The sequence below is a fragment of the Rhodococcus sp. NPDC049939 genome (assembly GCF_040656415.1).
In the GTDB taxonomy this organism is placed as follows: Bacteria; Actinomycetota; Actinomycetes; order Mycobacteriales; family Mycobacteriaceae; genus Rhodococcus_F.
In genome coordinates this window covers 174,701-191,901 of record NZ_JBFAMC010000001.1, presented here as the reverse complement: position 1 = coordinate 191,901, position 17,201 = coordinate 174,701, and the positions used below count along the sequence as shown (strand labels likewise).

The following is a 17,201-nucleotide window of genomic DNA, read 5'->3' as shown; positions in this document are numbered from 1 at the left end:
AGTGACCAAATCAGAGAGCGCCGAGTACCGGCAACTGCACGAAACGGTGCTCGAACGGTTGGGCAGCGACATCGTGGCAGGAGTCGTTGCACCTGGCACCCGAATTTCCGCCGACGACGTCGTCAACCAGTTCTCTGTCTCCCGTACCGTCGTACGCGAGGTAGTGAGAGTTCTCGAATCACTCGGGCTCCTGGAGGTGCGACGCCGCGTGGGGATCACGGTCCTCGGGGAGGAGCACTGGAACTCCCTGGATCCGAGCGTGATTCGGTGGAAGCTGGCCGGTCCGGAGCGATTCGATCAACTTGCGAAGCTCAGCGAGTTGCGCTACGGCATAGAACCACTCGCCGCGCGACTCGCCGCCGAACGTGCCACACCCGATCAGTGCGGCGCGCTGACGGGGGCCGTCATCGGCTTGGCTTCTACCGCCCGCGCCGCCGACAGCACCGCATACCTCGCCCACGATTCCGATTTTCACCGCACCCTTTTGATCGCGTCAGGCAACCCACTGTTGGCCGCGATGGCGCCGATCGTGGTGGAAGTGCTCGAGGGCAGAACCCGTCACGCTCTCATGCCGTACGTAGCGGAGGACGAGGTCGTCCATCTACACGGAGTAGTGGCCTCATCCATCCAGAGCAGAGACGCGGAAGCTGCCGAGACCGCCATGCGCGCGATAGTGACGGAATCGGCTATGGCAGTTTCGCGGATGAGGGACGAGAACTAGTGCATGGCTTCTAGTTCCACGCCCTTCGTCTCCTTCACCCATCTCAGCACGAATACCAGCGACAACACCGCGCACACGGCGTAGAAACCGTAGGAAAGTCCGAGTGAGAAGTCCATCATCGACGGGAACGTCACGGTGATCAGCCAGTTCGCCGCCCACAGAACGCCGACCGCCAGAGACAGCGCTATCGCGCGGATACGGTTGGGGAACACCTCGCCCAGCAGCACCCACACCGCCGGGCCCCACGACAGGCCAAAGGCTGCCACGAATAGGTTGGACGCAACCAGCGCGATCGGCCCCTGCAGTCCGGTCAAGTGTGGCAATGTGACGCCGTCCACCACCACGGAGGACGCCGTCCCGAAAACGATCGCCATCATCGCGAGCGATGCGGCCATGCCCGCCGAACCGATGATCAGCAGGGGCCGACGGCCCACCCTGTCGATCAAGGCGATCGCAATCGCAGTGGCACCCAGGCTGACTGCCGAGGTGATGACCGTGATCTGCAATGACCTGCTCTCGTCGAAACCAACGGACTCCCACAGGGTGCTCGAGTAGTAAAAGATCACGTTGATACCGACGAACTGCTGAAAAACCGATAGACCGATGCCGATCCACACGACCGGCAACAAACCCAGCGCGGAACCCTTCAGGTCGCGAAGGGACTGCCTCTCCTGCAGAGCCAGTGAGGCGCGGATCCGGTCGACCTCTTGGTCCACAGCCCTTTCACCGAGGTGGTCCACGAGAATTCGGCGCGCCTCACCGGCCCTTCCCGTCGCAATCAGGTAGCGCGGCGACTCGGGAATAGTCAACGACAACAGCCCGTAGACCAACGCGGGGACGCACATCACCAGAAACATCCACCGCCACGCCTCGAATCCCAACCACAATTCGTATTCGGACCCGTCGGCAAGCACCGCGAGGACGTAATTGACCAAGAATGCCAACAGTATGCCCGCGGAGATCGCAACTTGCTGCAGCGATCCCAGCCTGCCCCGCACCTGGGCAGGTGAGATCTCGGCGATATAGGCCGGTGCGACCACCGAGGCCAAACCCACACTGATCCCGCCGACGATACGAAACGCCACGAGGACCTCCACCGTGGCGGCGAGTCCCGCGCCGATGCCGCCTAGCAGGAACAGCACCGCCGCGACACGCATGGTGGTCAGGCGGCCGTATCGGTCGGCGATACGCCCGGCCAACAGGGCACCCACCGCGGCGCCGATCAGCGCGGATGCCACCACGAATCCAAGCACACCGGCATCGATCTCGAACCGGTCCTCGATTGCCGACACCGCGCCGTTGATCACCGCGGTGCCGTACCCGAACAGCAACCCGCCGAGGGCAGCGATCGCAGCGAAACGGACCGGAATCGAAGTTTCCTGTTCGATATCGCCGGGACACTCCGCATCGGACGACGGAACGTGTGCAGTCATTCGAGCCTCTTGTTGTTCCGATGTACGTCACCCGCCCGGTCTACCGAGCGAGCGCCGCCGCCTCTCTCGCCAACCCTGTGATCCGTTGCCAGTCCTTGAGTTTCACGACCTCTGAGGGGGTGAGCCATGATCCGCCCACACACCCCACATTGGGGAGCGCCAAATACTCGCCGACGTTGGACATCGACACACCGCCCGTGGGACAGAATCGTGCAGCGGGTATCGGTGAATGGATCGCTCCGAGGAATTTCACACCACCGGACGCCTCCGCTGGGAAGAACTTCAGTTCCTTGTAGCCACGCTCGAGAAGGAACAGAATCTCGGAGGCCGTTGCGGCTCCGGGAAGGTGCGGAAGGCCGGTATCGCCCATCGCCTTCAGTAGCGATTCGGTACTGCCCGGCGACACCAGGAACTCGGCCCCTGCACGAGCCGCGAGCGCAGCCTGCTCCTGCCGCACTATCGTGCCGGCACCGACGCAAATCTCAGGCACCTCGCTCGCTATGGCCTCGATAGCTCCGAGCGCGCAGGACGTACGCAGGGTCAGTTCGATCACGGGTATCCCGCCGGCCACCAACGCGCGAGCGACCGGCACTGCGTCGTCGATGTTCTCCACTACGACGACGGGTATGACTGGGGCACGGTCGAGGATCGAACGGCTGCTGGTCACTGAATGCTCCTTCACTCAGATTGCGAACGGAAGGCGCTGGCGCCTTGTGTCGCCGGACCGACCAAGGCACGCAGACCGGCGAACAACTCACGTCCGGTACCTACCCATTCGTCGGCGCCTAGCGTACGCCCGGTGACTGAACGAGCAGCTAGCTCTTTCACATCGACGTGCACGTTCACGGATCCTGACTCGGCGTCGACGGTAATGAGGTCGCCATCGCACACCCGGGTGAGTGGTCCGTCCGCAGCTGCTTCCGGGGTGAGGTGAATAGCTGCGGGGACCTTGCCCGAGGCGCCGGACATCCGACCATCGGTGACCAGCGCGACTCGACGTCCCTGATCCTGAAGAGCACCGAGCGCCGGTGTGAGCTTGTGCAATTCGGGCATTCCGTTGGCGCGCGGGCCCTGATACCGAAGTACCGCGACGAAGTCACAGTTCAGCCTTCCCGACTCGAATGCCGCGAGGAAGTCGAGTTGGTCGTCGAAGACCCGAGCGGGGGCTTTCACCACGCGGTGATCCGGGTGCACTGCCGATGTCTTCATCACGCAGGTGCCCAAGTTTCCGGTGAGCATTCTCAGTCCGCCGTTGACATCAAAGGGATCTTCGGGACTCCGTAAAACACTGGTGTCGAGGCTGACTCGTGTCCCAGGCTGCCATTCGACACGGTCGCCGGAGAGCTTCGGCTCTTCGGTGTAGCGCCGAAGCCCCTGTCCGACGACCGTCTTGACGTCCTCGTGCAATAGCCCCGCCTCCAGCATCGACGACACCACGTACCCGAGACCGCCGGCGGCGTGGAAATGGTTCACGTCCGCCGATCCATTCGGATAGATGCGGGCGAGCAGCGGAACCACCGAAGACAATTCATCCAAGTCACTCCAGGTCAGGGTGATTCCAGCGGCACGGGCGATCGCCACGAGGTGGAGGGTGTGGTTGGTCGAACCGCCAGTGGCGAGCAGGGCGACGCAACCGTTGACCACCGCACGTTCGTCCACGACCTCGCCGACCGGGGTGTAGTCGTCGCCCAGTGCGGTGATTCCGGTGACTCGCCTTCCAGCCTCCGAGGTGAGGGCGTCACGCAGCGACGTCTCGGGGTTGACGAAGCTCGAGCCCGGCAGGTGCAGACCCATCACCTCCATCAGGAGCTGGTTCGAGTTGGCCGTACCGAAGAATGTGCAGGTCCCGGCGCCGTGATACGACGACGCCTCAGCGTCCAGCAACTCTGAGCGGTCAACCTTGCCCTCCGCGTACAACTGCCGCACGCGGGACTTCTCGCTGTTGGGCAGACCGGACGTCATCGGTCCCGCCGGAACGAACACGGTCGGCAGGTGACCGAAACCCAGTGCGCCGATGAGCATTCCCGGCACGATCTTGTCGCATACTCCGAGCATCAGTGCGCCGTCGAACATGTCGTGAGAAAGCCCGATGGCAGTCGCCATCGCGATCACGTCGCGGCTGAACAGCGACAACTGCATACCGTCACGACCCTGGGTGATGCCGTCGCACATGGCGGGGACGCCGCCGGCGAACTGGGCGATGCCGCCCGCCTCCGTGACCGCCGCCTTCAAGCGCTTCGGGAACGCCTCGAACGGCTGGTGAGCAGACAGCATGTCGTTGTACGACGAAACGATGGCGATGTTGGGCTTGACCATCGCCCGCAGCGCCGCTTTGTCCATCTCTCCCAAGGCGGCGAATCCGTGCGCGAGGTTGGCGCAGGCCAGACGTCCGCGGGCAGGACCTCGCTCAGCGGCTTCGCGCATGCGGTCCAGGTAGACAGTGCGCTCAGGCCTGCTGCGCTCGATTATCCGTTCGGTGACGGCGGCGAGTACGGGGTGCACCAGGTCGGTACGACTGCTTGCGTGGCTCATGCTGCGCTCCTTCGTGCCAGGCCCGTCCGGTGCGCTCGGTCAGAATTGAGTCGCGTCGGTGAGTGCTTGTTCCGCCACCGACGAAGACCGACTGTGCGGGCCGTCGCAGACGACCGTAGGGGATGTTCTGCATTCCTTCAAGACGAACTTTTGTCTTTGCGTGAACAAAGAAACTAGAGTTCGCGTTGTCAGACTCGCGTCCGGTTGATTGAATGACCCACATGCGGACGCCTCGCGGAACCACCTCTCCGGCGACGGGTGGCGACATCTTCGCCCTCATTCGCTCCGGGCAAGCGACGACCCGCACCGAGATCGGGAACCTCACCGGTCTCTCCCGCACGGCGGTTGCAGCGCGGGTGGCGACGCTGCAGGCTTCGGGACTCGTCACCGAATACGAGGAGGGCGTCTCTACCGGAGGACGACCCCCTGCCAAGTTGGCGTTTCACGTGCGCGCCGGTGTAGTGCTGTCAGCCGCCGTCGGCAGGAGTCGCACCCAGCTGGCAGTCTGCGACCTTGCCGGCGACATCATCGCCACCGAGGACGTCGAGCAAGAGATCGGTGCCAGTCCAGCCGAGTTGATGCCTATCGTCGCGCAGCGTCTCATCGAGCTGCGCGAGGGTGTGGGCGAGACCGCCGCTCGCACGGTCGGGATCGGTATCAGTCTCCCGGGAACCGTCGACATCGAGCGTGGGTGCAGCCTCAACTCCCCCATGATGTCGGGCTGGGACGGCGTCCCCCTCCATCCGTTTCTCGCCGAGGTCACTGACGCACCCATACTTGTCGACAACGACGCCAACGTGATGGTTTTGGCCGAGAGGCGAGGAGATCGTCGCGAATTCGCCGACATGCTACTGATCAAGGCATCCACCGGGCTCGGAGCGGGTGTCGTATCCGGTGGCGTACTCCAACGTGGCGCCCTCGGCGCAGCCGGTGAGATCGGACACACGAAAATCACAGCAGCACAAGGCATGACATGTCGGTGCGGTGATGTCGGGTGTGTCGAAGCAGTAGCCGGTGGGTGGGCGATCGTACGAAGCCTGCAAGAGCAGGGACGCGAGGTCGCCCACATCCGCGACGTGATCGCGCTTGCCCTGGCGGGCGACGCAGACGCCAGGCGAATGATCCGCGAGAGCGGGCGCCGGATCGGAGAGGTTCTGTCGGGGGCGGTCAATCTACTCAACCCAGAAGTCGTGATCGTCGGCGGCGACATGGCGCAGGCCTATGACACGCTGGTCGCGGGACTACGCGAAACGCTCTACGGCAAAGCGATATCCGTGGCTACCCAACAGCTTCAAATTCTCCCTTGGACACACGGGGAACTATCGGGAGTGGTCGGCAGCGCCACCATGGCACTCGACCACGTCCTCAGTGTGGATGCTGTCGACCAGCTACTCGTGCAACAGAAATAGACGACTCCGGCTAATGCGCACGTTTCGAGTCGCTACCTCGCGAGCAGCGAGGCTACGACGTTGGCTGTCGCGTGCAGGTTGACGCCGATCTTTTCGAGGTCAGCAAGTCGTTCGGGGCTTGTCTGCGATACGGCATCGGTTACGAGAACGGTGCGGAAGTCTCGTTCGTTCGCATCGAACAGGGTCGCTCGTGGGCAGTTCGGCAAGTTACATCCGGCCACCACGACGGTGTCGCATTCCTCTGCGCGAAGCAGCGACTCCAGTTCAGTGCGATGAAAGGCACTGAACCGTGGCTTGAACAGCAAGATTTCACTCGGGCCGACCTCCTGCTGCTTTCCTGCGAGAAGCACATCAGCGTCCAGCCGGTACCCCCTCGGCAGAACGCCGTCGGCGACCTGCGATCCGTCCGTTCCGGGTGCGGCGACCTCTGCGCCCTTCTCGATCAAGTCGCGCCGCAACAGGTCGACATCCGAGCCCCCGGGCGGGTAGAGGCGGATCACGTGAATGACCGGGCGTCCTGCACGACGGAAGGCATTGACCAGGGACACCACGTTCGGCACAACCGCCGTCGTACCTGGGATCGCTGCCTGCCCGTCGTCGAGGAAGTCTCGCTGTAGATCGATGACGACCAGAGCGGACCGGCCCCACCGTGGCGATGTGTAGTCCGTCATGTTCCCCTCCTGCGGCGATCTGAGCCGCGCCCCGAGCATCGGCTGCTCCGGGAAGCCAGCGTAGACCGCTGAACACGGGGATACCCGCGTTCGGTTGACTCGGGCAAACGTCACGATAACTATAATCATCATAGTGCGCGATGTGGTTGCACCATTCGAACCCGAAGGACTGCTCATGACCGCTTCCCCTACCTCCGGCTCCCCCGCCACCATCGATACAGTCGTCGCCGACCGTGCATTTCTCGAGTGTCCGAGGTGGCACGACGGGCGTGTGTGGGTGTCGGATATGTACCGCCATGAGGTGATCTCGATCGGGACGACCGGTGACGTACGGGTCGAGGCCACACTCGACGCAGACGAGCCGTCGGGTCTGGGCTGGCTTCCCGACGGCCGGCTGCTGATCGTGTCGATGGAGCGCGGTCTGCTACTCCGCCGCGAGGACGACGGCACGCTCGTCACTCACGCCGACCTGTCTTCCGTGGCAACGGGAAAGCTCAACGACATGGTCGTCGCCGAGGACGGAACTGCCTACATCGGCAGTTTCGGATTCGACTTCCGCGGAAACTCGCGAATCGAACCTGCCAACCTCCTGCGAGTCGCGGCCGACGGAACATTCGCTGTAGCGGCAGGCGACCTGCGGTTCCCCAACGGGATGGCTATCACCCCGGGTGACGTCCTCGTCGTCGCAGAGAGCATGGGGAACAAGCTCACGGGGTTCGACATCGGACCGTCGGGCGAGTTGACGAATCGCCGGACCTGGGCGGCGTTCGGCCCCGAACTCCCGACGGACTCGGTGAGGGCGGCGATGGGCGCCGCCGCGGTCGCGCCGGACGGAATCTGCCTCGACGCCGACAGCGGGGTCTGGGTCGCGGACGCACTGCATCAGAAAGTCATCCGCGTAGAGGAGGGTGGTGCGATCACTGACACCGTCGAGTTCCCCACGGCGGTGTTCGCATGCATGCTCGGCGGCGAGGACAGCCACACTCTCTACGCCTGCGCGGCACCGTCCTCGTCCGAGAAAGCGCGCCGGAATACCCGCGACGCTAGCCTGCTTGCCACCCGGGTAAAGCGCGCGCACGCCGGACGCCCCTGACGCCCGCAAGGTGGGCAACGACCCCGTTGCCAACGCCCACCTTCGTGTACCACTCAGGGCCGAACGAATTCCTTCGACGCCTCCGGCAAATTCATTACCCGGTCGACCGTGATGCGCTTGTGCGCAATCCTGAGGTCACCGTCCGATTCCACCAGCGAGTCGGAATAGCGGCCGAAGAGGCGCTCCGAAGTCTCTCGCAGGAACATAGTTCCCTCGAAGTAGGATTCGACAAGCAAGCCGCCGTCGCCCTCCGCGCTGACGTGGATGTTCGACAAGGAATGCTGGGATTTCTCGATGGGCGAGTCCAAGAATGATCGGTACACGTCGAGAAAGTTCTCTACCCCTGAGGCGTGCATGCCCGTGTGCGAGATCTTGACGTCGTCGATGACCATGGCCCGCAACGCCTCCAGGTCGCCCCGGTCTACCGCCCACGCATACTGCACAAGGACATCCGCAGCCCTGTGCGCCTGAACTGCGCTCACGTGTCCCATCAGAAATCCTCACTCATCTCGTATGACGTCTGCGGACTTGCCGCCGAGTTCTGGCCGTGACCCCCTGGGCTCCTCTGATTCCCACTGGTTGGTCAGTACAACTCGTAGTCGGTCAGGATCTTCTTGCCCGGCGTGTACTTCGCGGGAATCCGCTGCCATCCCATGTTGGTGCCCTGGTGCGGGTACGCCTGCAACGCGTCGAATTCGACGGTGTAGTCGGGCATCCGCGCTAGTACCTGGGTGATGAGCGTCTTCGACATATAGCGTCCCAGGTGGGAACCAGCGCAGCGGTGCACACCTATGCCGAATGCGGTGTGTCGGTTGGGCCACCGCTCGATGTCGATGTCGTCGGGATTCTCGAACAGATTCTCGTCCCGGTTCGCAGAGGACCACGCGAGGAGGACTCGGTCACCCTTCTTCATGGGACAGCCCCTGAACTCGGTGTCCTCGGACACGGTGCGGGCCAGCGCCTGCGTCGGCGAGAAGTACCGAAGGAACTCCTCGACGGCGTGATCCATCAGGCTCGGATCTTCGATCAACCGCTGCCGCACGTCGGTGTGCCGCGCCAACCACACGAGCGACTGGCTCACCAGCGATGCCGTGGTGCCGACACCGCCTGCGAGCAGCAGCTCCACCATGCCGAATGCTTCGAAGTCGCTGACCTTGCGGTCGTCGACTTCCTGCTGAACCAGATAGCTGATGATGTCGTCGGTGGGGTTCTCCCGGCGGGCGGAGATCGTCTCGCGCATCCGCTCGGAGAGTTCCGGGAACTCGACTTCCATCGCATACTTGTAGTCTTCACTGCCCGGAATTCCGGCCAGGGCCTGATGATGAGCGTGCGAATAGCGCTTCCAGTCGGCGAGGTCGAGTCCCAGCCAGTCGACGGTGACGATGGACGGCACCGAGATCACAGACGTGAGGTCGCATTCACCGTCCTCGATTACGCTGTCGATAAAGCCGTCGATGTGCCGGTCCACAAGCTTCTTCATCCGCTCGACTGCGGCGGGCGCCGTGATCGGATTGACAATCTTGCGGTACTTGCGGAACTCCGGCGGATCGAGCTCGATCGGGATGTGGAAGTGCATGGGAGTCTTGGGAATCACCACCGACAGCCCTTCTCCGCCGTCATCGGTGCGCGCCGAGGAGAAAACCCCGTCGTCGCGGGCGGCTTCGAAAACCGACTCGTAGTCGCTGAGTACCCAATAGCCGCCATGTGCCTCGGTCCAACCGATACCACCGTTCTCGCGAATCTTCCGGTACGAGCCGACCGGATCGGCCGAGTGCTCCTGGGAGTTGTGATCGAAGTGAATGACCGGGCACCGATTCGCCGTGTCCATCGCTGCGAAAACCTCCTGCTCTCGTGGCCACGTCCATCTCCTGCTAATGGTTATAACAGATGCTATAGTAAGCCAGATCACATAGCTAGCGTCGAAGCAACCGTGCTTCCAACCATCCGCCGGGTTCAGGGCGGCCGGCTCGCTGAGAGGAGACGACCATGAAGGTCGAAGTCGACGAGCTCCATTGTCAGGGTCACGGCCTGTGCCAGATGACCTCGCCGGACGTGTTCGGCCTCCGGGAGGAGGACGGCCACTCTTATGTCTTGCCCGGTGGGGCTGACCCGAAGCATGAGGAGTCGGCACGCCAGGCAGCGGCGGCATGCCCAGAACGCGCCATCGTCGTCACATCGGATTGACGACGAGAAAGGCCCCGGACTTTTTGCCCGGGGCCCTTGTCGTCAGCACTGTCCGCACCGTGTCAGCCGAGCGCCCTGTCCCACTGGATGACCTGACCGAGAAGCTCTGGGTACTTCCGTTGGGCGTAGCGGGTGTACGCGTCGATGTGCTCACGCATCCGAGCCTCGGACTCCGTGGGGTCCCGACGAGCCAACGCATCGTAGATTTCGGTGTGCGCCACGATGATCGCCTCACGGCGATGCGGCGGATAGTCGATGCCGATGACGGTGCCGTCCATGATGCCCAGCAGCGAATCGACGATGTACCCGAACAGCGGATTACCCGAGGACCACGCGATCAGATCATGGAAGGTCTTGTTGGCCTCGAGAAAGACGTGCTGGTCGGACAGCGAATCCCGCATCTGCACGATGGTGGCGTCGAGAGCCTTCAGCGTTTCGTCGTCTATTCGCTCCGCGGCCAGACGACTGATCATTGGTTCGAGCGCGGTCCGCGCTTCCGCGATCGCACTGAACGGCGCCTGCTTGAGCTGCATGAGCAGAATGATCGTTCCTGCCAGGTGCGATCCGTCGGGGTCGAGCAGGATCGGCCCACCTTTCGGGCCGGGCTTGAGCGCAATGACGCCCTGGAATTCGAGCAGCCGAAGCGCCTCACGAAGGGTTCCGCGGCCGATCTGGTATTTCTCGAGCATCACCTTCTCGGACGGGAGCAGGTCGCCGGCCTTCAATCCCCCGCGCGTGGTATCTCGAATGATGTGCTGCGCCACCACCATTGCTGCCTTCGGTGCCCTGCCCGCAATCATCTGACTCTCCTTCGTTCGCGAGCGCTCTCCGCCTCGCGCGATCGACCCGGTATCTGCCTCCGGAGCTCTCGCCTCCGTCACTACCCAAGTACTCGAGACCATATCGGATCAATACCTAAGATTATAACGTTTTGTGACAACGCCCCGCCGAGTATTCCGCGACACCCAACTAGATTCAGGAGGCCCTGATGACCGATGTCGCTTTCGAGGACGTCGACTCGACACTGTGGATCCGCTTGAACCGACCCGAACGCATGAATGCCTTCGACGCGGACATGTGTGCGAAGATCGTCGACGCACTGCACAACGCGGCTGGATATCGCTCCGTCGTAATCACCGGGACCGGCCGAAGTTTCTGCGCCGGCGGTTCGCTCGGACAGCTCAGCGAGCCCACGGTCAAACAGATGCGTGGGTTGTACCGCGCGTCGCTCCAGATGTTCGACGCGATCCGCACCTGCCCTCGGCCCGTAGTCGCCGCGGTCAACGGCGCCGCAGCCGGCGGAGGCAACGAACTGGTCGTCGCGTGTGATCTCGCGGTTGCCGCAAGGTCCGCGACATTCGGACAGACCGGCCCGCGCGTGGGAAGTTCGCCCGTCAGCGGCGCAACGAACGTCATGGGCGTGCAGATCGGCGAGAAGCGAGCCAAGGAACTCGCCCTACTCTGCCGCAGGTATTCCGCGGACGACGCGTACGAGATGGGACTGGTGAACGAGGTCGTCGACGACGACGCCCTTACGGAATCCGTTCGGGCACTGTGCAAGGAATTCGAACTGCTCAGCCCCCGATATCTCGAGATCACGAAGACGAGCTCCAACATCTGGTGGAATTCGGCACGCGATTCCTTCACCAACGGGCTCGGAATGCTGATCCAAGCGATCGGTAGCGAAGACATGATCGAAGGCGCCCAGGCCTTCCTCGAGAAGCGCACGCCCCAGTTCCCACCCGCCGAGTAGCTACGAGACCGCGCATGACCGGGACCGTGAGATCGTCTGAGACAAGGAGCATTCGGTGATCGACGCGCTTCAACGGCTCGTCGCCAAGGACGCAATCCGCGACCTGGCCGCCAACTACGCGCTCGCCGTCGACGACCACGACATCGAGGCCCTCATCGCGATGTTTGCCGACGACGCCATGTTCGAGGTCGCGGGGACCACGCTGCGTGGGCATGACGAGATCCGTGGTTTCTACGTCGCGAGCATGGAGCGCTACCACACCATGCTGCACACGCCCGAGATCCACGTAGTCACGATTGCCGACGACAACCACGCCACCGGAATCATGACAGGGCACGCCGAGCTCGCCGTCCACGACACCCTCATGATGAGTGCGTACCGGTACCGCGACCGGTACCTCCGATCCAACGGAACCTGGCAATTCTCATCGCGCGCAGTGTCATTCATGTATTCCGTACCCTTCGAGTCGATGGGCGCGAGCTTCCGCACCACCCGGCGGATCCGATGGCCACAAACCAGGTACACCGAGGCCGACTATCCGGAGTCGGCACCTACCTGGAACACCTATCGCAAGGAGTAACGCACTGCAAGCAGCACCGGTTTCGATGTTGCGCCGCAGGCACAACATCCGCTCAACACGTTCACAGTTCCATGTCATGAGGAGGAAAGTCATGCCGAATATCCACGCCGAACTCGAACGACGTGTCACCCGACTCGAGGATCGGGCACGAATCCAGGACCTCGCGGCCGCTTACGCCATCGCGGTCGACGATCACGACATCGACACCCTGGTGGGTTTGTTCAGCGAGGACGGCACGTTCGAACGCGCAGGCGTCGTCTCTCGGGGACACGAGGAAATCCGCACGTTCTACGTGCGGGCGATGGGCCGTTACTCCCTGACCTTGCACACACCTCAGAGCAACCAGATCGCGGTCGACGGTGATCGAGCCAAGGGATTGCTGACCGGGCAGGCCGAGCTCGCCCTCGACGGAACGCTGATGATGGCTGCCTACCGGTACTCGGACGACTACGTCCGGCACGACGATCGCTGGCTGTTCGCCAGCCGACACCTCCGTTTCCTCTACGCCACGCCGTTCCGCGACCTCGAGACCGCGGTCACCACGACGGACCGCATCCGCTGGCCGGGGACGGATCCCCAACCTGCGGAATACCCGGAAACGCACCCGACTTGGGCCACCTACCGCTGATCGCCCACGCTTACAACGGCATCACCGGGGTGCGGCGAAATGCACCGGACTCTTCACAGTCGTCCACCTCGGCCGTCGCCTGCCATTTTGGTGGAGTCGTGGCTGACGGCGACCCGGACGGGTTCGACTTCGATGACCACGCGGTTTTCGCTGTCGAGCAGTCGCGCGAACGACGCAGGGTCATCGGGTGCGAGCCGTCCGGCGAAGGCCGGGTAGAACCAATCCTTGGTGGCGCGGTCGGTGTGGACGGTCGCCCACCCGCGGACAGCGAGCATGCGACGCCCGGGCAGAGCTGTTCCGGCATTCGAGATCACGAGCGTGACCCTCGGATCACGGGCTGCAGCCCTCGCATGCGCCCGATCGGCGGCCGCGGTGAGCCAGAAAGTGTCATTGTGATAGAGAAAGCTCATCACGACGCCCGCGGGCCAGCCTTTCTCAGTGATGAACGAGAACGTGCACTCGGTCTGCGCGGCCAGTAGCTCGCGCATACCGCGGGGATCGACGCGCGCCGAGCGAAGATCCTCGTTGTCATCCACTCCCAGAACGGGTTTGCCGGTCATTTTACGCACAGTCCCGCATCGACGGTGAAGGTGATTCCGGTGACGTACCGCGCCTCGTCACTGCCGAGGAACAACACCGCATTGCTGATATCGGTCGGGTCGACCCACGGCACGGGCAGCATGTTGAGCGACATGAATCCCGGTATCGCCTTGTCCTGGGACGGTTCGGGTTCGTCGGGCGACATGATCGCGTACATGCCCGGATTCTGGATCATGAGGGTGTCGGTACTGCCGGGGTGGATGGTGTTCACCCGAATGTTGTGCGGCCCCAACTCCTTGGCCATGGTCCGCATCAGACCGACTATCGCGTGTTTGGCGGCCACGTAGTGCCCGGCTCCCGGCAACCCTTTCAGTCCGGCTGTCGAACTGGTGAACAGGATGGACCCACCACGTCCGGCGTCGATCATGCTCGGGATCGCGACCTTGGCGGTGTTGAACACACCGGTCTGATTGACGTCGATCATGTCCTGCCATTGCTGCTCGGTCAGCTCCCACGACTGCCCGAAGGTGATGATGCCCGCGTTGGCGACGACGATGTCGACGTGGCCGAACTGCTCGATACCCGAATCGAAGGCCTTCTGGAGACCGGCGAGGTCGCGCACATCGGCCTTGACCGCCACGATTCGCCTGCCCAGCGCCTCCACCTGCGCCACGGTCTCCTGAAACTCCTGATCGGTGGCAAGAGGATAGAACGGCGTAACCGTGTCGATGTTCTCGCAGATGTCGACCGCGATGATGTCCGCGCCCTCCTCCGCCAGCCGTACCGCGTGACTGCGCCCCTGCCCCCGCGCGGCGCCGGTGATGAATGCAACCTTGCCTTCTACACGACCCGACATGTTCGAAAGACCTCCTGAATATGTTGTGGGGATTAAGGTTTGCCGGTCATGTCACGCATGCACCGGCATCGACGGGGAAGGTGACCCCAGTGATATACCTCGCCTCGTCACTGCCGAGGAACAGCACGGCATTGCTGATGTCAGCCGGGACGACCCACGGTATGGGCAGCGTGTGTTGAGACATCAGCTTCGGAATCGTCGTGTCCACGGTGGGCTCGGGTTCCTCGGGCGAGAACATCGCGTACGTGCCCGGATTCTGGAACATCGGGGTGTCGACACTGCCGGGATGGATGGTGTTCACCCGAATGTTGTACGGCCCCAGTTCGTTCGCCATGGTCCGCATGAGACCGACTATTGCGTGTTTGGCGGCCACGTAGTGCCCCATCCCTTGCAACCCTTTCAGCCCGCCGGTCGAACTGGTGAACAGGATGGACCCACCACGGCCTGCGTCGATCATGCTCGGGATCGCGACCTTCGCGGTGTTGAACACACCGGTCAGATTGACATCTATCACGTCCTGCCACTGCTGCGCGGTGAGCTCCCACGACCGCCCGAAGCTGACGATGCCGGCGTTGGCGACGACGATGTCGACGTGGCCCAACTGCTCGATACCCGAATCGAAGGCCTTCTGGAGACCGGCGAGGTCGCGCACATCGGCCTTGACCGCCACGATTCGCCTGCCCAGCGCCTCCACCTGCGCCACGGTCTCCTGAAGCTCCCGATCTGTCCCGAGAGAGTACGCCGTGACCGTCTCGATGTTCCCGCAGATGTCGACCGCGATGATGTCCGCGCCCTCCTCCGCCAACCGCACCGCGTGACTACGCCCCTGCCCCCGCGCAGCACCGGTGACGAATGCAACCTTGCCTTCTACACGACCCGACATGTTCGCAAACCTCCTGAAAGTGTTGTGCGGTTCAGAGCCGAACCAGAGCGGCGCGCGCCGTACAGAAATCCTGGTTGTCATCCACTCCCGGAACGGATTTACCAATCATTTCACGCACGCTCCGGCATCGACAGGGAAAGCGACCCCGGTGACGTACCGCGCCTCGTCACTGCCGAGGAACAGCACGGCATTGCTGATGTCGGTCGGGTCGACCCACGGTATGGGCAACGTGTTGCGCGACATGAATCCCGGCATCGCCGCGTCCATGGTGGGTTCGGATTCGCCGGGTGACAACATCGTGTACGCTCTCCGATTCTGGATCATGGGCGTGTCGACGTTTGTGGGATGAATGGTGTTCACCCGAATGTTGTACGGCCCCAACTCATTGGCCATGGTCCGCATCAGACCGACTATCGCGTGTTTGGCGGCCGTGTAGTGCCCGAACCCTTGCATCCCTCGCAGCCCATAGAGCGAACTGGTGAAGAGGATGCACCCACCACGGCCTGCGTCGATCATGGTCGGGATCGCGACCTTGGCCGTGTTGAACACACCGGTCAGATCGACGTCGATCATGTCCTGCCACTGCTGCTCTGTGAGCTCCCATGACCGCCCAAAGTTGGAAATACCGGCGTTGGCGACGACGATGTCGACGTGGCCGAACTGCTCGACACCCGAATCGAACGCCTTCTGGAGACCGACGAGGTCGCGCACATCAGCCTTGACGGCCACGATCCGCTGACCGAGAGCCTCCACCTGCGCCACGGTCTCCTGCAGCTCCCGATCTGTCCCGAGGGAGTACGACGTGATCGTGTCGATGTTCTCGCAGATGTCGACCGCGATGATGTCCGCGCCCTCCCCCGCCAGCCGCACCGCGTGACTACGCCCCTGCCCCCGCGCGGCACCGGTAATGAATGCAACCTTGCCCTCTACACGACCCGACATGTTCGGAAAATCCTCCTGAAGGTGTTGTGGGGATCAGGGTTTGCCAGTCACTTCACGCACGCTCCGGCATCGACGGGGAAGGTGACCCCGGTGATGTAACGCGCCTCGTCACTGCCGAGGAACAGCACAGCATTGCTGATGTCGGTCGGGTCGAGCCACGGTGTGGGAAGTGCGTTGAGTGACGTGAATCCCGGCATTGCCGTGTCCTGGGACGGCTCGGGTTCGCCGGGCGAGAACATCGCGTACGCACCCGGATTCTGGATCATGTGAGTGTCGACATTGGTGGGATGGATGGTGTTCACCCGAATTCTGTACGGCCCCAACTCGTTGGCCATGGTCCGCATCAGGCCGACTATTGCGTGTTTGGCGGCCGTGTAGTGCCCGGTCCCTTGCTTCCCCCTGAACCCGGCGAGTGAACTGGTGAACAGGATGCACCCACCACGCCCTGCGTCGATCATGCTCGGGATCGCGACCTTGGCAGTGTTGAACACACCGGTCAGATCGACGTCGATCACGTCCTGCCACTGCTGCGCGGTCAGCTCCCACGACGGTCCGTAGGTGATGATGCCGGCGTTGGCGACGACGATGTCGACGTGGCCGAACTGCTCGACACCCGAATCGAACGCCTTCTGGAGACCTGCGAGGTCGCGCACATCGGCCTTGACGGCCACCATCCGCCTGCCCAGCGCCTCCACCTGCGCCACGGTCTCCTGAAACTCCTGATCGGTGGCGAGAGGATAGAACGGCGTAACCGTGTCGATGTTCTCGCAGATGTCGACCGCGATGATGTCCGCACCCTCCTCCGCCAACCGCACTGCGTGACTGCGCCCCTGCCCCCGCGCGGCACCTGTGATGAATGCAACCTTGCCCTCTACACGACCCGACATGTTCGAAAACCTCCTGAAGCTGTTGCGTGGATCAGAGCGCGCGGCGAGCGGAGATCCTCGTTGTCTCCACTCCCAGAACGGGTTTACCG

19 protein-coding genes are annotated in these 17,201 nt (G+C 63.0%); 7 read left to right on the top strand and 12 right to left on the bottom strand.

The features are described from left to right. The first annotated feature begins 1 nt into the window (after position 1). A complete protein-coding gene (locus tag AB0I57_RS00855) occupies positions 2-721 on the top strand; it encodes an FCD domain-containing protein (protein WP_358328503.1) in 720 nt (239 codons plus the stop codon). Here the strand turns inward: AB0I57_RS00855 and AB0I57_RS00850 are convergent. The 3 genes from AB0I57_RS00850 to edd are packed head-to-tail and all read right to left on the bottom strand — an operon-like array spanning position 718 to position 4,686. Further along, a complete protein-coding gene (locus AB0I57_RS00850) occupies positions 718-2,154 on the bottom strand; it encodes a sugar porter family MFS transporter (RefSeq protein ID WP_358328500.1) in 1,437 nt (478 codons plus the stop codon). The two genes, AB0I57_RS00855 and AB0I57_RS00850, sit on opposite strands and share 4 nt — an antisense overlap. A 40-nt stretch (positions 2,155-2,194) precedes the next feature. Then, a complete protein-coding gene (gene eda, locus AB0I57_RS00845) occupies positions 2,195-2,821 on the bottom strand; it encodes a bifunctional 4-hydroxy-2-oxoglutarate aldolase/2-dehydro-3-deoxy-phosphogluconate aldolase (protein ID WP_358328497.1) in 627 nt (208 codons plus the stop codon). Positions 2,822-2,832: 11 nt separating this feature from the next. After that, positions 2,833-4,686 carry a phosphogluconate dehydratase gene (gene edd / locus AB0I57_RS00840; RefSeq protein ID WP_358328495.1) on the bottom strand — a complete coding sequence of 618 codons (1,854 nt, stop codon included), beginning with the start codon at positions 4,684-4,686 and terminating at the stop codon, positions 2,833-2,835. Positions 4,687-4,907: 221 nt separating this feature from the next. On the opposite strand from edd, the gene AB0I57_RS00835 reads away from it, so the two are divergent. After that, on the top strand, positions 4,908-6,095 hold the full coding sequence (locus tag AB0I57_RS00835) for an ROK family transcriptional regulator (protein ID WP_358332990.1): 1,188 nt from the start codon (positions 4,908-4,910) through the stop codon (positions 6,093-6,095). A gap of 32 nt (positions 6,096-6,127) precedes the next feature. On the opposite strand, the gene AB0I57_RS00830 is transcribed toward AB0I57_RS00835, so the two are convergent. Continuing rightward, complete coding sequence (locus AB0I57_RS00830) at positions 6,128-6,766, bottom strand: isochorismatase family cysteine hydrolase (protein WP_358328492.1); 639 nt, start codon at positions 6,764-6,766, stop codon at positions 6,128-6,130. 175 nt (positions 6,767-6,941) lie between these two features. Between AB0I57_RS00830 and AB0I57_RS00825 the strand changes: the two genes are divergently transcribed. Beyond that, positions 6,942-7,859, top strand: coding sequence for an SMP-30/gluconolactonase/LRE family protein (locus AB0I57_RS00825; protein WP_358328489.1), 918 nt, complete (start codon positions 6,942-6,944; stop codon positions 7,857-7,859). Between the two features lie 53 nt (positions 7,860-7,912). Here the strand turns inward: AB0I57_RS00825 and AB0I57_RS00820 are convergent, their stop codons facing one another. Continuing rightward, positions 7,913-8,341, bottom strand: a complete 429-nt coding sequence (locus AB0I57_RS00820) for a nuclear transport factor 2 family protein (protein WP_358328485.1) — start codon at positions 8,339-8,341, stop codon at positions 7,913-7,915. A 101-nt stretch (positions 8,342-8,442) separates the two neighbouring features. Then, on the bottom strand, positions 8,443-9,687 hold the full coding sequence (locus tag AB0I57_RS00815) for a cytochrome P450 (protein ID WP_358328482.1): 1,245 nt from the start codon (positions 9,685-9,687) through the stop codon (positions 8,443-8,445). Between the two features lie 158 nt (positions 9,688-9,845). Here AB0I57_RS00815 and AB0I57_RS00810 point away from each other — a divergent pair, with 158 nt between their 5' ends. Next, complete coding sequence (locus AB0I57_RS00810) at positions 9,846-10,043, top strand: ferredoxin (RefSeq protein WP_358328479.1); 198 nt, start codon at positions 9,846-9,848, stop codon at positions 10,041-10,043. Positions 10,044-10,105: 62 nt separating this feature from the next. Here the strand turns inward: AB0I57_RS00810 and AB0I57_RS00805 are convergent, their stop codons facing one another. Next, positions 10,106-10,843 (bottom strand): FCD domain-containing protein, encoded by a 738-nt coding sequence (locus AB0I57_RS00805; RefSeq protein ID WP_358328476.1) that lies wholly within the window; start codon positions 10,841-10,843, stop codon positions 10,106-10,108. Positions 10,844-11,031: 188 nt separating this feature from the next. Between AB0I57_RS00805 and AB0I57_RS00800 the strand changes: the two genes are divergently transcribed. The 3 genes from AB0I57_RS00800 (at position 11,032) to AB0I57_RS00790 (ending at position 13,004) form a co-directional block, all read left to right on the top strand. Next, positions 11,032-11,796, top strand: a complete 765-nt coding sequence (locus AB0I57_RS00800; protein ID WP_358328473.1) for an enoyl-CoA hydratase/isomerase family protein — start codon at positions 11,032-11,034, stop codon at positions 11,794-11,796. 58 nt (positions 11,797-11,854) lie between these two features. Continuing rightward, entirely contained in the window at positions 11,855-12,376 is a 522-nt protein-coding gene (locus tag AB0I57_RS00795; RefSeq protein WP_358332987.1) for a nuclear transport factor 2 family protein, read from the top strand. Between the two features lie 91 nt (positions 12,377-12,467). Then, positions 12,468-13,004 (top strand): nuclear transport factor 2 family protein, encoded by a 537-nt coding sequence (locus tag AB0I57_RS00790; protein ID WP_358328470.1) that lies wholly within the window; start codon positions 12,468-12,470, stop codon positions 13,002-13,004. A gap of 53 nt (positions 13,005-13,057) precedes the next feature. Here the strand turns inward: AB0I57_RS00790 and AB0I57_RS00785 are convergent, their stop codons facing one another. From AB0I57_RS00785 to AB0I57_RS00765, 5 genes are all read right to left on the bottom strand, one after another. After that, positions 13,058-13,564 (bottom strand): pyridoxamine 5'-phosphate oxidase family protein, encoded by a 507-nt coding sequence (locus AB0I57_RS00785; protein WP_358328467.1) that lies wholly within the window; start codon positions 13,562-13,564, stop codon positions 13,058-13,060. After that, the gene (locus AB0I57_RS00780) at positions 13,561-14,400 is read right to left on the bottom strand and encodes a mycofactocin-coupled SDR family oxidoreductase (RefSeq protein WP_358328464.1); all 840 of its coding nucleotides are present in this window, start codon (positions 14,398-14,400) and stop codon (positions 13,561-13,563) included. The genes AB0I57_RS00785 and AB0I57_RS00780 overlap by 4 nt, the downstream gene beginning before the upstream one ends. Positions 14,401-14,446: 46 nt before the next feature. Next, positions 14,447-15,283, bottom strand: coding sequence for a mycofactocin-coupled SDR family oxidoreductase (locus tag AB0I57_RS00775; RefSeq protein ID WP_358328461.1), 837 nt, complete (start codon positions 15,281-15,283; stop codon positions 14,447-14,449). Between the two features lie 105 nt (positions 15,284-15,388). Then, positions 15,389-16,225, bottom strand: a complete 837-nt coding sequence (locus AB0I57_RS00770) for a mycofactocin-coupled SDR family oxidoreductase (RefSeq protein WP_358328458.1) — start codon at positions 16,223-16,225, stop codon at positions 15,389-15,391. A 47-nt stretch (positions 16,226-16,272) separates the two neighbouring features. Next, positions 16,273-17,112, bottom strand: coding sequence for a mycofactocin-coupled SDR family oxidoreductase (locus AB0I57_RS00765; RefSeq protein WP_358328456.1), 840 nt, complete (start codon positions 17,110-17,112; stop codon positions 16,273-16,275). Between the last annotated feature and the right edge of the window lie 89 nt (positions 17,113-17,201).